At 59.2% G+C, this 16530-nt stretch carries 19 protein-coding genes; 9 read left to right on the top strand and 10 right to left on the bottom strand.

Annotated elements, in window-relative coordinates:
- Positions 1–91 precede the first annotated feature (91 nt).
- The 5 genes from P0111_15220 to P0111_15200 all read left to right on the top strand — a co-directional run bounded on the left by P0111_15220 (position 92) and on the right by P0111_15200 (position 4605).
- Positions 92–739 carry a hypothetical protein gene (locus tag P0111_15220; GenBank protein ID MDF0645380.1) on the top strand — a complete coding sequence of 216 codons (648 nt, stop codon included), beginning with the start codon at positions 92–94 and terminating at the stop codon, positions 737–739.
- A 26-nt stretch (positions 740–765) separates the two neighbouring features.
- Entirely contained in the window at positions 766–1827 is a 1062-nt protein-coding gene (locus P0111_15215) for a hypothetical protein (protein MDF0645379.1), read from the top strand.
- 335 nt (positions 1828–2162) lie between these two features.
- Positions 2163–3269 (top strand): DUF2914 domain-containing protein, encoded by a 1107-nt coding sequence (locus P0111_15210; GenBank protein MDF0645378.1) that lies wholly within the window; start codon positions 2163–2165, stop codon positions 3267–3269.
- Between the two features lie 170 nt (positions 3270–3439).
- Positions 3440–3802, top strand: coding sequence for a DUF1499 domain-containing protein (locus tag P0111_15205; protein ID MDF0645377.1), 363 nt, complete (start codon positions 3440–3442; stop codon positions 3800–3802).
- Positions 3803–3897: 95 nt separating this feature from the next.
- Positions 3898–4605 (top strand): FAD-binding oxidoreductase, encoded by a 708-nt coding sequence (locus P0111_15200; protein ID MDF0645376.1) that lies wholly within the window; start codon positions 3898–3900, stop codon positions 4603–4605.
- A 153-nt stretch (positions 4606–4758) separates the two neighbouring features.
- Here P0111_15200 and P0111_15195 read toward each other — a convergent pair whose 3' ends face one another.
- Positions 4759–4959: a hypothetical protein gene (locus P0111_15195; GenBank protein ID MDF0645375.1), complete on the bottom strand. Its 201-nt coding sequence runs from the start codon at positions 4957–4959 to the stop codon at positions 4759–4761.
- Between the two features lie 171 nt (positions 4960–5130).
- Between P0111_15195 and P0111_15190 the strand changes: the two genes are divergently transcribed.
- Both P0111_15190 and P0111_15185 read left to right on the top strand, forming a co-directional pair.
- On the top strand, positions 5131–5574 hold the full coding sequence (locus tag P0111_15190; GenBank protein MDF0645374.1) for an S-adenosylmethionine decarboxylase: 444 nt from the start codon (positions 5131–5133) through the stop codon (positions 5572–5574).
- A gap of 65 nt (positions 5575–5639) precedes the next feature.
- On the top strand, positions 5640–5975 hold the full coding sequence (locus P0111_15185) for an SCP2 sterol-binding domain-containing protein (protein MDF0645373.1): 336 nt from the start codon (positions 5640–5642) through the stop codon (positions 5973–5975).
- Between the two features lie 9 nt (positions 5976–5984).
- On the opposite strand, the gene P0111_15180 is transcribed toward P0111_15185, so the two are convergent.
- From P0111_15180 to P0111_15140, 9 genes are all read right to left on the bottom strand, one after another.
- Positions 5985–9176 (bottom strand): efflux RND transporter permease subunit, encoded by a 3192-nt coding sequence (locus P0111_15180; GenBank protein MDF0645372.1) that lies wholly within the window; start codon positions 9174–9176, stop codon positions 5985–5987.
- 97 nt (positions 9177–9273) lie between these two features.
- Positions 9274–10449 carry an efflux RND transporter periplasmic adaptor subunit gene (locus P0111_15175; GenBank protein ID MDF0645371.1) on the bottom strand — a complete coding sequence of 392 codons (1176 nt, stop codon included), beginning with the start codon at positions 10447–10449 and terminating at the stop codon, positions 9274–9276.
- Complete coding sequence (locus P0111_15170) at positions 10446–11090, bottom strand: TetR/AcrR family transcriptional regulator (GenBank protein ID MDF0645370.1); 645 nt, start codon at positions 11088–11090, stop codon at positions 10446–10448. Before P0111_15170 ends, P0111_15175 begins: the two co-directional genes overlap by 4 nt.
- A 232-nt stretch (positions 11091–11322) precedes the next feature.
- Entirely contained in the window at positions 11323–11715 is a 393-nt protein-coding gene (locus P0111_15165; protein ID MDF0645369.1) for a PilZ domain-containing protein, read from the bottom strand.
- Positions 11716–11737: 22 nt separating this feature from the next.
- A complete protein-coding gene (locus P0111_15160; protein MDF0645368.1) occupies positions 11738–12169 on the bottom strand; it encodes a hypothetical protein in 432 nt (143 codons plus the stop codon).
- Positions 12170–12171: 2 nt separating this feature from the next.
- Positions 12172–12588, bottom strand: a complete 417-nt coding sequence (locus P0111_15155) for a PilZ domain-containing protein (protein MDF0645367.1) — start codon at positions 12586–12588, stop codon at positions 12172–12174.
- Between the two features lie 190 nt (positions 12589–12778).
- Positions 12779–14458 carry an isocitrate lyase/phosphoenolpyruvate mutase family protein gene (locus tag P0111_15150; protein MDF0645366.1) on the bottom strand — a complete coding sequence of 560 codons (1680 nt, stop codon included), beginning with the start codon at positions 14456–14458 and terminating at the stop codon, positions 12779–12781.
- 79 nt (positions 14459–14537) lie between these two features.
- On the bottom strand, positions 14538–14723 hold the full coding sequence (locus P0111_15145) for a hypothetical protein (GenBank protein MDF0645365.1): 186 nt from the start codon (positions 14721–14723) through the stop codon (positions 14538–14540).
- A 2-nt stretch (positions 14724–14725) separates the two neighbouring features.
- Positions 14726–15241, bottom strand: a complete 516-nt coding sequence (locus P0111_15140; protein MDF0645364.1) for a hypothetical protein — start codon at positions 15239–15241, stop codon at positions 14726–14728.
- A 143-nt stretch (positions 15242–15384) separates the two neighbouring features.
- Here P0111_15140 and P0111_15135 point away from each other — a divergent pair, with 143 nt between their 5' ends.
- A complete protein-coding gene (locus P0111_15135) occupies positions 15385–15882 on the top strand; it encodes a thiamine pyrophosphate-binding protein (GenBank protein MDF0645363.1) in 498 nt (165 codons plus the stop codon).
- A gap of 67 nt (positions 15883–15949) precedes the next feature.
- Entirely contained in the window at positions 15950–16528 is a 579-nt protein-coding gene (locus P0111_15130; GenBank protein MDF0645362.1) for a thiamine pyrophosphate-dependent enzyme, read from the top strand.
- The last annotated feature ends 2 nt before the right edge of the window (positions 16529–16530 follow it).

Raw genomic sequence — 16530 nt, 5'->3', positions numbered from 1 at the left:
CCTGTTTGTGAAGGCATAGGGATTTCGGTAGACTAGCGCCGTTCTTTCTCTCGGACTCAATCATGCGGTCGTTGATGCGCAAGGAGGTCAAATGGATACGGTGTTGATGCGTGCTGGGGCGGTAATAGTGTTGCTGGTCGGCGGGTTGATCGGGTCCGGTTGCGGGGGAAGCGGAAAGACCGTGCATTTGGATGTCGTTCCCAAACCGATGCCGGCTCAGATGGCGGAGCCTGAGGCCGTCAAGATCGTGGTCATCCCGTTCGAGGACCGGCGTATGGAGAAGAACCGCGTCGGTATGCGGACGCATCTCTGGGGCGGAGTCACTTACTTCAACGTGAAGGGCGACAAGCCGGGCGACGCTTATGCGCAGGCGCTGGCCGAACGGTTGCGAGCCAGAGGATGGCATGACCGGTCGTGGGATGTCCGCGTCCTGCCTGCCGCTCCGGAGAACGGAGCGGACATCGTGATCACCGGGCAGATCGTGGACTTGTCCGCCAACGCCAAGAGCCGGATGTTTTCGACGGCACTCACGTCAGGCAGCAAGGTGACGATTTCCGCGAACAACAACGGGGACAAAACTACCACCAATCGAACGATCGAGGGCGCGCAGACCGACACCGTCTTCTGGTTCACCGACAGCGACGTGCAGAAACTGCTCACCGCGACTATCAAGGACACGATCGATCGGTACGTTGAGGATACAACGATTTCACAGCGCACGCTCCGTCCCAGCCGCTAGGAGAGCGATGGCAGAGGAGGAGGCCAGTGCGGGAACGTCGGTGGGAAACGACCGCGCCGCTGTCGTTCGGACAGGTGCTGGTCGTGGGAGAACGGTTGGCTTCGCTGGGGCTGAAACCGGCGGTCGCGGCCAAGGACGTCATCTGCTATGTCGAGGATTGGAAGGTCGAGGCGGCTGAGGATTTGGACGGCCTCGACGCCTGGGCCACGGAAGACGTCACCCTGGTTCATGTGCGAAGTGGATGGCGGGGGGATTTTTTCCTGCTGGCGGGGGCCTATCATACGGTCTACGAACGCCATCAGAATATCGGCACCTACTGTTCGATCAGCCATCCTTGGCGCAATCGCGAACCGCTGGTCCATCACGAGAGCCGCAGCATGCTCTGGCTGGGATTTCGCCATGCCCATTCGTTTGTGCGTGTGCGGCTCCAGACCAAGGAGGTCATCAGCCCCGGTGAGACCAGGGGCGACGACCAGCGGGAGCAATGGCTGGAAGAACGCCGGGCCGCGTTTCTTGAGGCCATTACCGTGCTCGAAGTGCCGATCGAAACGGCGATCGAGAAGCAGCAGGTCGTCCTGCGGCCGGCCGATCCGCAAGTGCCGTTTTTCTGCTCCTGGCCCGATGCCTTCGGTCCTTGTCAGTTCGAATACAACACCACGGATGCCTACGAGTTTTTGGTCCCGGCAAGCCGCTTAGCCGCGACCTTCGCACCGGAGCCGTCCGGCGTGCGCGCCTATCTGACCGGCTTTTCCGAAGAGGCGCTCGCCGAATTTGCGGCGATCGAGCCCCGGGCCGGCCTGGCCTACCGGTGCTCGGTGCACTGCCCCTTGGACGACCTGCCGGAAATCCGGAGCGTAATCGAGCCGGAGGGTCGTCTCTATGCCACACTCTGCGAATTTCAAACCCAGGACTTAATTCCCGAACGAGACGACGCATCGGCCATCGTGGGGGTCGTGGGGGCCGGCGCAGGCTTCCACTTGGAGGTTCGCTTGAATCGCGCTCCGCTCCCCGAGGAGCAGATGGCAGGATGGTTGGAGCGCCTGCTTGGATATCCGGTCGTCTATGCGCCGCTCCCCGCCTTTGTCTAGCGGGCTGCAGAAACAGGTCGTCGGCTGCGCTCTTACATCGCTCCTCCCCTCCGGTGTACGGGCAAAATGTACACCTCGGGGTTAAGACACTGGGCGCTCACGGGACACGGCCCGCTCACCATCTCGCGGACATTCACAAACTTGCCGCGCCTTATGCGGCGCAGCGTGAACCTCGCGCCCCTCTGCAGACATGACGCTCGTTGTGCCTTGCGTCACGGACCTCGCGGCGGCTTTCCCGCGGACTTTTTGAACATTCTGTACGGAAAATCTCCATAGGCGAATCGTAAATAATATTTTTCATTGATCAATTTGCGCCGATTTCGCACAGTGGGTGCATGAGCCCGCTCGGGAAGGTTCAATCGGTTCTCGCCAAGCCGTTCATGCCGGCCGTGTTTTTTCTCGCCGGCGTGACCTATGACACGCTGACCCTGACGCGCATCGACCGGTTGCAGGATAACTTGTTACTGCTGCTCTACATGTTGCTGCTCGGCGCCTTGATCGTGCTGACCGGCCGGGTGGGGATCGAGCCTCCCCCGGACCGCGAGCAATTGGCCTCAGTCCCGCCGTTCATCCGATGGATGCTCCGTAGCCGGCCCTACTATCCGATGGCCAGCCAGTTTTTGCTCGGCGGGCTCTTCAGCGCCTACACGGTCTTCTATTCACGCAGCGCTTCGCTGACCGGCACCGCCGTGTTCTTCGGCTTGCTGGTCCTGCTGTTGGTCGGTAACGAGTTTCTGCGCGACCGACTGTCGAATCTGCGGCTGACCGTCAGCCTCTATGCCCTCGTGTGTTTTTCGTTCTTCACTTTCTTCCTCCCGGTCATGACCGGCTTGATGAACGCGACGATGTTTCTGCTCGGCGCGGGATTGAGCGGGCTGGTCACTTTGCGGGTCGTAGAACTGATCTATCGGAACAATCCCGACCGTTCGCGGCGTGAGGCGGTCGGAGTCACCGCGCCTGCCCTGGCGCTGATCACCCTGCTGGTGTCGTTCTACTTTCTCAACTGGATCCCGCCGGTGCCGCTGTCGCTGAAGTTCGGGGGCATCTATCACGAGGTGAAGAGGAGCGACGACCGGTTTGAGTTGTCCTACGCCAAAAAGTGGTACGAAGTGTGGAAGCGATCGGACACCGTCTTTCCCGCGAACGAGCCGGTGTATTGCTTCACGGCGGTCTTCGCGCCGGTGGCGCTCAATACGACGGTGTATCACCACTGGTATTTCAGATCCCAGCGCGACAAACCGTTCACCCATGCCGATCGCATCCCGGTCAGGATTTCCGGAGGGCGGGAAGGCGGATACCGGGCGTACACGTTCAAGCAGCGACTCGATCCCGGGGACTGGCGCGTTGACGTGGAATCGGAAGACGGCCGTATCATCGGGCGGGTCGCCGTCACCGTCGAACAGGGCGACGACGCTGTGCCGCTGGCCACCACCGTGTACTAGCCAGGCAAGGATGTGTCGCATGGCTTTCCAGAGCCCTTTTGGATAACATCGGCCGTCGTTTCGCGCCGGCGACCGGCATTGTCTCGTTCCTTGAAGCTCCGCGACCTCGCTGGATGAGTGGTCCAATCTGAGGCGCCGGACGGATAGCGGAACAGGGAGGTGGAGTCCCCATGGCGGATCGACGGTTGTCGCCCTGCCCTTCCAGTCCCAACTGTGTATCGACGCTGGCGGAGGATGAAGGCCACGCCATCGCCCCGTTTGGCTATACGAAACCTCGAGCCGAGGCCAAGGAAGCGCTGAAGACGGCGCTCGGGACCTTGGCTCGCACCAAGCTGGTTGAAGAAGACGAAGCCTACCTCCACTACGAATTCACGAGCCTGATTTTTCGTTTCGTCGATGATGTGGAGTTTTTCTTCGATGACCAGCGCCGCCTGGTCCACTTCCGCTCCGCTTCCCGCGTCGGCTACGGTGATTTCGGGATCAACCGCCGTCGAATGGAACAGATCAGAAGCCTGATCGACGGAAAGATGTAGATCTCGTGAAAATCAGCCGCCTCGGCCTCAGGCGACCCCCGGATGTCTGTGGTACGGTATTTCGGAGTAGGCTGTGGTGGGAGGCGGGAACACGGATGACGACGACCTATCAAGCGGAAGTCAGTCGAATTCGGGACTTGACGCATGACGTTCGCGAATTGGAATTGGTCTTGCGCGAACCGCCGCGCCTTTCCTTCAAGGCGGGGCAATTCATTTCGTTCGATGTGCCGAAGCACGGACTGCCTCATCCTGTGGTCCGTCCCTATTCCATCGCCTCTCCGCCGTCGATCGACGATCGGGTGACCCTGGTCTTCAATTTGGTGCAGCGAGGCCCCGGTTCACAGTATCTCTACGGACTACGAACTGGCGACGCCGTCCGGTTCAAAGGACCTGCCGGTTCATTCTATCTTCGGGAAGATGCAAAGCGGCAGATGCTCTGTGTCGCCACAGGGACGGGAATCGCCCCTCTCCGGTCCATGATCGCTACGGAACTAGAACGGCAGAGTCTGCAACCGGTCACTCTCTTCTGGGGGTTGCGATATGAACGTGATCTCTATTACCGGGAAGAACTGGAGGCGTGGACGTCCCGCTTCCCGAGGTTTTCGTTCGTCACTTGCCTCTCGCAGCCCGGGCCGAGTTGGACGGGGGCCAGGGGCCGAGTCACGGAGCTGGTCAAGGAACGGGTGGGTTCCGTCCGCGACCTTGCCGGGTATCTGTGCGGCAACGGCGCGATGATCAAAGACGTGACGGCCCTGCTTCAGGCGAAAGGACTGTGCCCGATCTATCGGGAGAAGTACTACTAGAACCTATCTCAAGAATGGGTGTTCCGGTCAGAACTGGTCATGCCCGCGAAAGCGGGCATCCAGAATGATCTGAAATACTGGATTCCCGCTTGCACGGGAATGACGACAACGGACCCCATCCCATCATGAAGGAGTGTTGAGATAGGTTCTAGACTAATGTTTGGCCGGTGCCTGAGGTTTCGGTCCCAACCGGCTGGTGTGCTGGAAGATGCACTTTGGACAGGTGTAGTGGACGAATTGGCCGCCTCCCACCACGCGTTTCTTCATGGCAATCTTGCACCAGGTGCACAGGCGCTCGGGAAGCTCGAAGAGGACCGGCGACGTTCCGGAGGGGGGCGGGGTTGCGTTCGACATGCGGAGTATTGTCTCCGAGCGCCGAGAACCTTGTCAACCAATCGTTGCGATGGCGCAGGAGACGAGAGAGAACTTTTTTTCCCCACCGGACACTGCGTCCGAACGAATCATGTTATAGTGCAGGCACTCGAACGGTTTTCCCACCCACTTCACAGAAAGGCGGATCATCCTATGAGCGTAACCGTTGGATCGGAATCGACGATTTTGCCATCGAGCGCCCCGACGACTTCCTCCCCCGTTCAGACTCACGAAATGGTGGGAGAGGGGAAGGCGTGGGGACTCTGCACCGCCGTGGATCTCCAAGACTGCCAGCCGGATTTGATTCGCAACGCGGAGCATATTCGCCGTTATGTCGTGGAACTCTGTGAACTGATCGACATGAAGCGGTTCGGCGAGTGTCAGGTCGTCGATTTCGGCTCGGGCCGCGTAGCCGGTTATTCGATGGTGCAATTGATTTCGACCTCGCTGATCAGTGGCCATTTTGCCAACGATACCAACAACGCATACTTAGATATCTTCAGCTGCAAGGGGTACGACCCTGCCGTCGTCGAGGCCTTTTCGAAGGAGTTTTTCAAGGCCGGACGCAGCAGGTCGACGGTCACGCTTCGATACTGACGAGCGCGTCGGGAGCCGCACCGGCGGCTCCCGGCTCCGCGCTACCTCCACCCTCACGTCACCTCATGAAGGCTCCGACACTCAAAGAATTCTTCCGGCATTTGCCCGAGAAACTCGATTCGGACGCAGCCGAGGGCTTGGAGGCTGTGTATCAGTTCGATTTGAGCGGCACCGACGGCGGGCAATACGTTCTGACGGTCAGCCAGGGCGTGTGTCGGGTCAACGAAGGGAAGCATGACGATCCGCATGTGACGTTGGCGATGGCGGGTGAGGATTGCATCAAGGTCCTGACCGGTCAGTTGAGCGGTCAGATGGCCGCCATGTCGGGCAAGCTGCGGATCATGGGAGATCTGGGGCTGGCCCTCCAGCTCCGCGCGCTCTTTCCCGGCATCGGGTCATAGACGGGCCGACTATCCTCCCGCCGGCTCCATCGAGGATTCCGCCGGCCGGCCTTCGGCGAGCTTCTGTTCGTCCGAGAGAGGCCTCGGAAACCGCTCCTCGAGCATCATATACATCGTCGGCACCAGAAAGAGCGTCAGTAGGGTGGAGACGCTCAACCCTCCCACTACCGCTCGAGCCAGGGGAGCATTGGTCTCGCCGCCGGTTCCCCAGCCGATCGCCATGGGAATCAGTCCGAACACGGTGGCCAAGGACGTCATCAGAATCGGACGGAGTCTGGTTCTGGCGGCCGTGACTACGGCGTGGCCAAGCGCGTTCCCCTTTCGTCGCAAGACGTTCGTGTAATCTACGAGCAACACGCCGTTGGACACGACGATACCCAACGTCATGATGATGCCCATCATCGACGTGGTGGACACGGTGGTATCGGTCAGGAACAGCGCCAAAATGACGCCGGGAAATCCCATCGGAACCGAGAACATGATGATGAACGGATCGACCAGCGATTTGAATTGGGCCGCCATGACCATATAGACGAGGACCAACGCCAGCACGGTGGCGAACAGCAGGCCGGTGAAGGTCTCCCGCTGTTGCTGGATCTGTCCCGCCATCCTGATGCTGAAGCCGGTCGGCAACTGTAGCCGGGAGAATCCTGCTTCGAGATCGGCTGCGATGGCACCCAGGTCTCGGTTCAGGGGGTTGGCCGTGATATGAATGACCCGTTGGAAATACTTGCGATCGATCTTGACCGGCCCGGCATTGAGTTTGAGCGAGGCGACGTTTTTCAAGAGCACCGGTTCCTTGTTGCTGGCGGTGAGGATGATGTTCTCCAGGTCGGTCAGGTCTTTTCGATGTTCTTCGGCAAGCCAGGCGCTGATGTAGTACTCGTTGCCGTTCTGCGGGTCTGTGTAAATGATGGGATCTGTTTGTCCGTTACCGTTCAGCGAGAACAGCACGGCGTTGGCGATGTCCGTTTCGCTGATTCCCAGTAACGCGGCCTTTTCCCGGTCCACGACGACGTTCACTTCGGGATAGTTCTCTTCACGGCTGACTTCGATGTCCGCCAGTCCGGGAGTCTGGTGCATGAGCGCCTCGACCTCTCTGATCACGCCCCGGGCCTTCTCAAAATCGTAACCGTAGATCTCCACGTCCACCGCCTTTTGCGAGCCGAAGCTCGTCACCCGCTTGACCAGCCCTCCGGGGTCGAAAAACATCGCCACGCCGGGAAACAACTTGAGGATTGTCGGTCGCACGTCATTCATGATCTGGACCTGGTTGCGGCTTCGCTTGTCCGGTGAGGTCAAGTACACCGAAATGACCGACGTGTGCGGACCCGTGTTGGGATTGAACAGAGACGAACGGCCTTGCGCGAGGACGCCCGTGCTGGACACGATGGTTTCAAGCTCTTGCGGCGGGATGTTCTGGCGCAGGAGCCGTTCGACTTGCGCCACCTGTTGCTCGGTCTTCTCCACGCGCTGGCCGACCGGCGCCCTCAGGACGATGCGGAACTGACTCTCGTCCGACACGGGAAGAAATTCCGTGCCGATCAGCGGAACCAGCGCGAGGCTGAAGCCGAAAATGGCCACGACGCCGACAATGAAGATCCTGCGATGACCCAACACCCACCGCAGAGAGTCCTCATAGCCGCGGTCCAGCGACTCGTACCGCTCGCGGCTCCAGTCCATGAGCCGTACGAACCAACCGGGCATCCGGCGATGGGATTCGTGCTCCGGCTTCAGAAACTTGTAGCAGAGCGCGGGCGTGACGGTGCGCGAGACGAAGAACGAGGTGAAGAGCGAGATCGCGATGGTGAGCGTCAGCGGAATCAACAGGAGCCTGGCGATGCCCACCACGAAAAAAATCGGAAGGAACACCACCACGGTCGTGACGGTAGAGGCTAAGATAGGCATCGCCACCTCGCGCGCCGCTTCCAGGATGGCGTCCCATCGTCTGGGGGTGGCATTCAGGTGTCGCTGGATGTTTTCCAACTCCACAATCGAGTCGTCGACCAGGCGCCCGATACCGAGCGCCAGGCCTCCAAGGGTGAACACGTTCAGCGTTTGTCCCGTGAAATAGAGCACGATGAAGGTCACCATGATCGACAGCGGGATCGCCGCCGAAATGATCAGGGTGCTCGTGAGATTTCTGAGAAAGACCAGAATGACGGCTGCGGCCAACAGGGAGCCGTGCATGGCCTGTTCGATCAGATTGCTGATGGATTGGCGGATGTAGACCGATTGATCGAAGGAGATGCCGAGCTTGACGCCGGGCGGAATGCCGATCATTTTGGGAAGCGCGGCTCGGAGTGCATCGACCACTTCGACGGTATTGGCGACCGGTTGCTTGTTCACTCTGAGGTAGACCGCCCGATTCCCATCGGTCCGCACGATGTTGGTCTGAATGTCCGAGGAGTCGGTGACTGTGCCGAGATCGCGCACGCGCACCGGATTACCCGTCTGGTTCACCTTGACGATCACGTCCTGGATGGGCTCGACGGTGCGGAACTGATTGTTCGTGAAAACATTGTAGTCCAAATTCCCGGCCTTCAGGTTGCCGGAGGGGAGAATGAGATTCGCGGCCTTCACGGCCTTGACCACGTCCAGAATCGAGAGTCCGCGGGCATTGAGCAGAGCAGGGTCCAGGTTGATGTTGATCTGGCGGATCTTTCCGCCCTCGACGGTTGCGGCGGCGACGTTGGCGATCTGTTCGATCTGCGGGGCGATCGTGTTGAAGGCGAGATCGTACAGCGCCCGTTCGTCGAGCGCCTCGCTGGAAACCGTGACGAACGACACCGGGATGTTCGAGACATCGAACTTGACGATGAACGGCTGCAGGATGCCGGGGGGCAGGCTGTTCAAGATCTGGGTAATGCGCTGCATCACCTCCATCTGCCCGACATTGATGTCGGCGCCCCAATTGAACCAGACTTGGACGGCTCCGATGCCTTGTTTGGCAAAGGACTCGACGTGCTCGACGTTCGAGGCGGAGCTGACAGCCTTTTCGATCGGATAGACGACGCTTTGTTCGATGTCGAGCGGCGGCGCACCTTTGTAGAGGACGCCCACGAACGCCACAGGAACCTGGATATTAGGGAACAGGTCGACCGGTAGCCGGTTGAGAGATGTGGCGCCGAGCACGACCATGGCGAGCGACAGCATCAGAATCCCGATGCGGTTGCGGAGGGCGAGCAGCGTTAGCCACATACAGTTAGTGCTGAGTTAGGAGTGCCGGATGCTGAGCGAAGAACATGGAACATCGTCGTAACACCGTCCAACTCAAACTTCCGCAGCAACTCAGCACTCAGGACTGAGGAAGCGATTGTGCCTGCACAGGCGTCCCGGAATGGACCAAGTCCTTGCCCGACACGATGACCTGCTCGTCGCCGATCAATCCTTTGATGATCTCGACCCGGTTTTCATCCCGCACGCCGATATCGACGGGAACCCGCTCGGCTTTTCCGTCCCGAACGATGTACACGTACTGCGCATCCTCGAGCCGGCTCACTGCATCGATCGGAATCTGCAACGCGTCGGCGTGTTTTCCCACCAACACTTCGACGCGCGCGAACATCCCACCTTTTAGGAGATGATCCTTGTTGGGAAGATCCAATTCGACCGTCATGGTCCGCGTGGCGCGATTCAGAGCCTGGACGACGCGGGTGACCGTCCCTTCGAACGCCCGGTCAGGGTAGGCTTCGGCTCGGACCTCGGCTTTCTGGCCGAGCTTAATCAACGGCACATCCTTTTCAACCACTTCGATCAGCGTCCGAACGACTTCGATGTCGTGAAGGCTGAGGATTCCCCTGGATGTCGTCGACGTGCTGGTTGCCGCTCCGGTGACGTAGGCGCCAAGATCGAGATTGCGTTCTGCGATGTAGCCGGAGAAAGGGGCACGGATATATGAGTAGGCCAGATTGGTTTCCGCCTGAGCCAATGCCACTTCCATCTGTTTGACCTGCGCCCGCAGCGATTCCTGCGCGGCGACGGCCGCGTCGGTGTTCACCTCCGCATTGTCCAGATCCTGCTGGGACACGAATTGATCCTTAATCAGCGCCCGCATGCGGTCCAGAGTGAGTTTGGCATTGCGGACGGAGGCGTCCTGCTGGGTCACCTTGGCGCGGGCGGCCGCCAGGTTGGCCTTGGCTTGGTTGACGGCATGGTGGTAATCGGTGTGATCGATTTCGACCAGCAATTGATTGGCTTGGACGAAGTCTCCCTTGTCGACATAGAGCTTGGAGATATAACCGTCGACGCGCGAGAAGATATTGACGACTTGATGGGGCGTGATGTCCGCCGTATACGCGAGCCTGATGTCCAGGTCCTGCTTGAGAGGGCGGACCGTTCCGACGGTAATCGTCCGAGTTTTCTTTGGATCGCTCTTGGCTCCGCTGCTCAGCCGGAAGACGACGAGTGCCGTCACGGCGAAAAAGATGATCACGCCGAGCGTCACGATCGGGTGTCGGCGGACGGGGTTCATCGACCCTGCCTCCGGTTGCGTCCGTGGATGTTGGTTTGCCGAACCAATCCGTTGAGGAACAACTCGACATAGGTCGCGACCGTTTCGTCGTGCGATCGATGCATCGGGACTCCGAAAATCTCGTGCAGGAGCCGGTGATGGACAACGATGCCGATGAAGGCGCGGGCCGCCAGCAGGGAATCGACGTCACGGAACGCCCCTTCTTCGATCCTCAGCTGTATATAGGTGGCCAGATGGTCGTAAAAGACCTTGTGGTGTTTGGCAAAGAAGATGTCAGACAGTTCATGCCCTTCCAGCGCGCTGAACAAGAGAAGCCGGAGGAGGGTCGGATCGACGCCGGGTCTAATGCGAAAACCCGCAATCAGCATAAAGACCCGACGGTCGTCTCGCTTCCTGGCGGACTCTTCCACCGCCCCAAGCAGCTCGTCTACGGACACCTTCTCTGCCAGGATCGCGGCGTACAGCGCTCGTTTGGTCGGAAAGTGTTTGAAGACGAGCGCTTCGCTGACTCCCGCAGCCTTGGCGATTTCGCGCGTAGTGGTACCGTTGAAACCCTTCGCGGCGAAGAGGGCAGCGGCTGCCGCGATCAACCCAGCCTGTCGCTCTTGACCGGAAGAACGGCTTCGTTTGATTATCTTCATTGAGACTGGCTCAGTAAGTGAGTATTCACTCACCACGTACAGTAGCACGAAGCCGTGTTCGCTGACAATGAACGGCCGAGTGGCCGTAGTTCCCTTGTCGGCGACTGCGGACCGTGAGCGTGGCGGCTGGCAAAGGGCGGGGGGAGGGTTGAGAACCGAAGCGGATTGAAGGGACTGCGGCGAAGGAAACCACACAAGGCCGGACGTCTAAGCCCAGCTGATCTATAACCGACTAGTGGTCGCGCTCTTGGCGATGCTGGCCGGCTACGAAGTAGCGGAGCCGATTCTGCTCGCGAACGTTCATCCCTGTGATGATGACGCCGAATCGGTGGCCGGCGGTCCAGGCGACCCTGGCTGCGGTCACGAACAACGGATCCTGTCCGTCGGGGAGATACAGGAACAGCGCCAATTCCATTCCGATTCTGACCGACCGGTTTCCTCTGATTCCCAGGCCTTGCCGGGACAAAGATGTGACCGTGCCGTCGCCGACCAGGACGTTCCCTCCCTCCGGTTGTGCCGAGTACATGATGCTGAACTCGACCGGAATCCTAGCGTGTTCACGTCGGTTACACGGAGTGGTCTGCGGTCGAAGGACCCTGTTCGAACGGAGTTTGTTGCATCGCATGAGTCACCTCCTTCAATAACGATCATCGCCCGATGGATGGACGGGAGGATGAATTCCAGGTGTGAAAACGCAGTTGGTTCAGAGTCTCAGGCGAAAGCAAGAGCATTTCCACGCCGAAGCGGAGGCCGGACACCCAGGAAACCCGGCACTGCGGGAGGCAGATCGGATCTTCCATGCCGGGAAGCATGATAAAGAGAGCGAGTTCCATCCCCCGGGTTACGCATTGGTTGCCGCAGATCCCGACGCCGCGATCAGAGAGGTTGGCGGTCAATCCGTCCCCCATCAGCATGAACCCCGACTGCATTCCCGAATACATCACGGCAAAATGGGTTGGGACTCGCTCGGTAGTGCGGCGGGTGAGTCTGAAGGCGGCAGGATGGTCATTCGGATGGTCGGACGGGCAAGCGTTCATGATTAACTCCCTCTGCTGCATGTTGGCGGCGATCGGCTCCAACGTCAGACGATGCGAAACCCTGCTCGCCGCGGGTTTGACAAAGAAAGGGTGACGTGCTTCCAGATGAGTTCCTGAATCCGTTTCCGCTCTTCCGGTGTCAGGTCGGGGAATTTGGCCGCAAAGGCCGATCCCCTGACCCAAGAGATTGTCGCCTCGGTCAGGCACAGAGGCGGTTGGCCGTCCCCGAGATACAGAAACAGCGTGACATGGCTGCCTTCCAGTGGCGAGACCGTGCCTTGGATTTTGCAGCCTGATTTTGAGAGGTCAGTCAATGCCCCCTCAGCCTTGAGGAGCCTGGCCCCGTCCTCGCTCGCGTACAGCACTCGGGCCTGAAAGGCGGCGCGTTCTGCATAACGGCGGTCCAATGGGGCGTATGCGCCCCTCAAGTCGATCCCCAGATCAAAGATTCGCGATTTCATCGAGTGGTTTCCCTCCCTAGAGGCTTCGTCTATCGACTGCCAGGCGACAGTTGAAGAGTAGCGGATTTCCTGGATTTGCCCATCCCCAGGGAGAGGGAAACGAGACCCATCGTTCGGTGGGGGTTGAGGAGAAGACGGAGACGGGCTGGTGAGGTGCCCGGAGAATCGTGAATGAAACAGTCGCGCCGGCCTATTGGCGCAGCTTCGCCCAGGCTTTTTGGTATTCTTCAAACGAATCGACTTCGACCCAGCCCTTGAAGATGGGCACGGCTTCGACTCGCTGGCCGTGATCGATCAATTCCTGAATCAGATCGGTAAACGAGGCTTTGGCAACGGCACCCGCCTCGTGGAACCCATCGGATCGGTAGCGATCAAGCGCGGCTCGATATCCGGATTTGAATGCCGCAATGCCTCTCTCGGAAAACATGGCCATGCCGATGAATTCGCCGTGAGCTTCGTCATGGGGTAGATGTCGCCCGATTTTTGCCACACGATGCTCACCTTCCGGCATGACGAACCGCGACAGATAGCTTCTGCCGGGAGATTCGGCGAGGCGGACCAAGTCGGGGTTGAGATGGACCGGCTGCCGGTCACGCTGGCGTTCCTCCGGCCAAGCCAGATCCACGACCAGCGCCATGTCCGCCGGGCTCTTCAGGAGCTTTTCGAGGATGGTGTTGTCAAAGACAATATCGCCGTACAGGATGATCGTCCGGCCCTTCATCTCGCTCTCGGCGCAGAAAATTGAGAACAGATCCCCGGTTTCTTCATACCGGTCGTTGTCATAGTACCGGATGTTCGGCAGGGTGATCGCCTCCTTCTTATAGCCGCGGATGAGGGCGATCTGCTTGATATTGCATTCGTTCAGCGCGGATATCTGACGTTCCAGAATTGTCTTGCCCTTGATGTCCAGCAGGCATTTGGGCATGTCTTCGATGAGGGGAAGCAACTGCTTCTCAAAGCCTGCGGCCGGGATGATCGCCGTGATCTGTTCCCCGCCGACGGGGAGGAACTGTCGCTCGTCTTCCTCCATCTGCGGAACTCCAACGATGTCGTAGACCTCAGGCAAGGTCACAATGCGGTCATTCGCGGCGCCGGGTCTAGTGTCTCGTTTGATGAGGTCCAGCGCATCGCGCATGGCCCGAATCGCCGCGCGTACCGGCTGGTTGGCGTAGATGATGATCTTTGCGCCTGCTTCTTCCATTTCTGCGGCGGTTGTCTGGTCGAAGATCGTCGGAACCACCACCAGTGGAACGCGCCCGGACCAGGCCTTGTAGACCGCTCGAAGTTCATCGAACTTCCTTGACTTGGAATGGATCAAGACGGCATCGGCGCCTGCCTCTGCGTAGGCTTCCGCCCGCTTGAGCGCTTCCTCCTGCCCCCATCCGGCAATCAGGGCTTCGGTCCTGGCGATTACCATGAAATCGGGGGAAAGCTGAGCCGCTTTCGCCGCCTTGATCTTTCCACAATGCTCGTCGAGAGGAATGAGTTCGCGGCGGACGCCGGCGTAAAAGCTGCAGCGTTTCGGGTAGACGTTGTCTTCGATGCAAATCGCCGCGACGCCCGCACGCTCACGGTCGGTGACCGTGCGCATGACGTTCAGCGCGTTTCCGTAGCCGGTGTCGCAATCGGCGATGACAGGAATTCCGACCGCTTCGGCGATGTTTCGTTCAACTTCGAGTTGCTCGCTGGACGTGATGAAGCTCGCGTCCGGAATGCATTTGAGCGAAGCGGAGATGGCGAAGCCGGAGGCCCATACCCCGTCGAACCCCGCACGTTCAATGAGGCGGGCGCTGAGGGCATCGTGTGCCCCGACGACTTTCAATGCGCCGGGTTTCTTGAGGGCGGCTCGGAGCTTGGCGGCGTTTGTCATGATGACCTCGCATGATGCGAAAGCGCGTTCCACTTGTCAACCGAAAGTTTGCGGCCGAATCGCGCGTTTCAAAAGCCCGCTAGAGAGTGGCCGGCGTGCCGAAGACCTCAGATTCCGACTGCGCCGTTCCCCACGGGATGCCCTCGAATCCATTCGGATCATGCTGAATGGGAATCGCAAGGGCGACCAGGCCGGACACCATCGCGGCCGACGCCGTCAGAATCAGCACCCGCAGAAGCAGGCCGCAATACGGAGACAGAGGCATGCTTAGTCCGCTGTGTCGGCGATCTGATCATTGAACAGAGGCGCTAGGGTTCGGCTGTCGATAAAAATGAATCCGCGCTCAGTGGACGCCTGGTAGGTCATGTTGATTTCCGAATCGGTCCCTCGCCAATTGTACTGCTGATTCAGTCCACGCACCATCTGCCCAGGAAGGCGTTCAAGCGGACCGAACTCTTCTTCAAGATACAGGAGAATCCGCTTGTGAATCTGGTCGCCTTTGTAGCGAATCGTGACGCGCGCGAACTGTTCATCGATGGACGTCAATCGAACACTATCAACCGGGATTCCTCCAAATGACGGAGCATCGCGGGTGAACTCATATTCCCGGAGATGGTGTCCTGTATGCTTGACCATCAGGTCCGGTCGTGCCGACAGCGACGAGCCCCAGGCGATGTCGCGAAAGCCCTTCGGGTCCTTGGTCATCGGCACGGCATGAACGGCTTCGACTGACCAGAAGAACACAAGCGTCAGAATGAAGACATGTCCCGCGCGCCGTTTCACGGATGGCCACCGGTATTCATGGAGCACGCTAACATGCAAGGGCACAAGGTGCAACCGTCCAGATTTCTTGAGAACACCTCGGTGCATGGCATATAATGCGCGCGTTTTTCCTGTTCGGACCCTATAACGAGGAACGAGAGCCGATGATCGACAGCGATGCGTTTGTACGGGCGATGCAGGATATGGGCGTGGATTTCTTTACAGGAGTGCCCGATTCATTGCTGGGCGGCATCATCGCCGAACTGATCGATCGGCACCTGTATACGCCGGCGGTGCGTGAGGATGAAGCCGTCGCGATGGCCGCCGGAGCATACATGGCCGGCAAGATCCCCGTGGTGCTGATGCAGAATTCAGGGCTCGGCACGTCGCTCAATACGCTCATTTCGCTCAATATGATTTACCGGCAGCCCTGTATCCTCATCGTGTCGTGGCGCGGACAAGGAGGAAAGGATGCGCCGGAACATCTCGTCATGGGAGAGACAATGCCACAACTTCTCGATACGATGAAGATTCCTCACCGAACGCTGACGGAGAAGACCGCCGTCGAGGACTTCAAATGGGTGGCGGAGATATTTATGAAGCAGCGGATTCCCGTCGCCCTCTTCATTGGTAAGGGGGTTGTCAAGGGACTGCACCCGTGAACGGTTGCGCTCGGGCGGGATGCCATGCTGGGCTTGATCGGAACACTGTGATGAAAGGAACGATGCCATGAGACCGGAGCAAGGAACGTTGATCAGCCGGGCTCAGGCCATCGGCGCCCTCCTGGAATTGTTGACGGATCAGCCCGTCATCATTTGTAATGGATTTCCGTCGCGCGAAGCGCACAAGATTGCGGATAGGGCAACGCATTTTTACATGATCGGCTCCATGGGCAATGCGCCGGCGATCGCGCTGGGTGTGGCGCTGGCCAAGCCGAACAAGCAGGTCGTCACCTTCGACGGAGACGGCAATGTGCTCATGGGAATGGGTACTCTGGCCACAGTCGGCGCCCTGAAGCCGAAGAACTTCATCCATGTCGTCTTCGATAATGAGGTCTACGGGACGACCGGAAATCAACCGACGATCTCGAATGTGGTGCCGCTGGACAGAGTGGCCAAGGCCGCGGGCTATGTGAACGTTGAGCGTGTGCGTGATCGCGAGGACCTTGTCTACGAGTTCAAGGATATGCTCAAAAAGGACGGGCCCAGCATGTTGCTGGTCAAGGTCAACGAGTTTGCCGAGGATGCCGGCCGTGTCTTGCTCGAGCCGCCGGACTTAACCAAGCGATTCATGAAAGCCATAGAGTAAGG

Origin of the sequence: Nitrospira sp. (assembly GCA_029194535.1) — a bacterium.
GTDB lineage: Bacteria > Nitrospirota > Nitrospiria > Nitrospirales > Nitrospiraceae > Nitrospira_C.
Note: the sequence above shows the minus strand (reverse complement) of the source record. Positions and strands in the feature narration are given on the sequence as shown.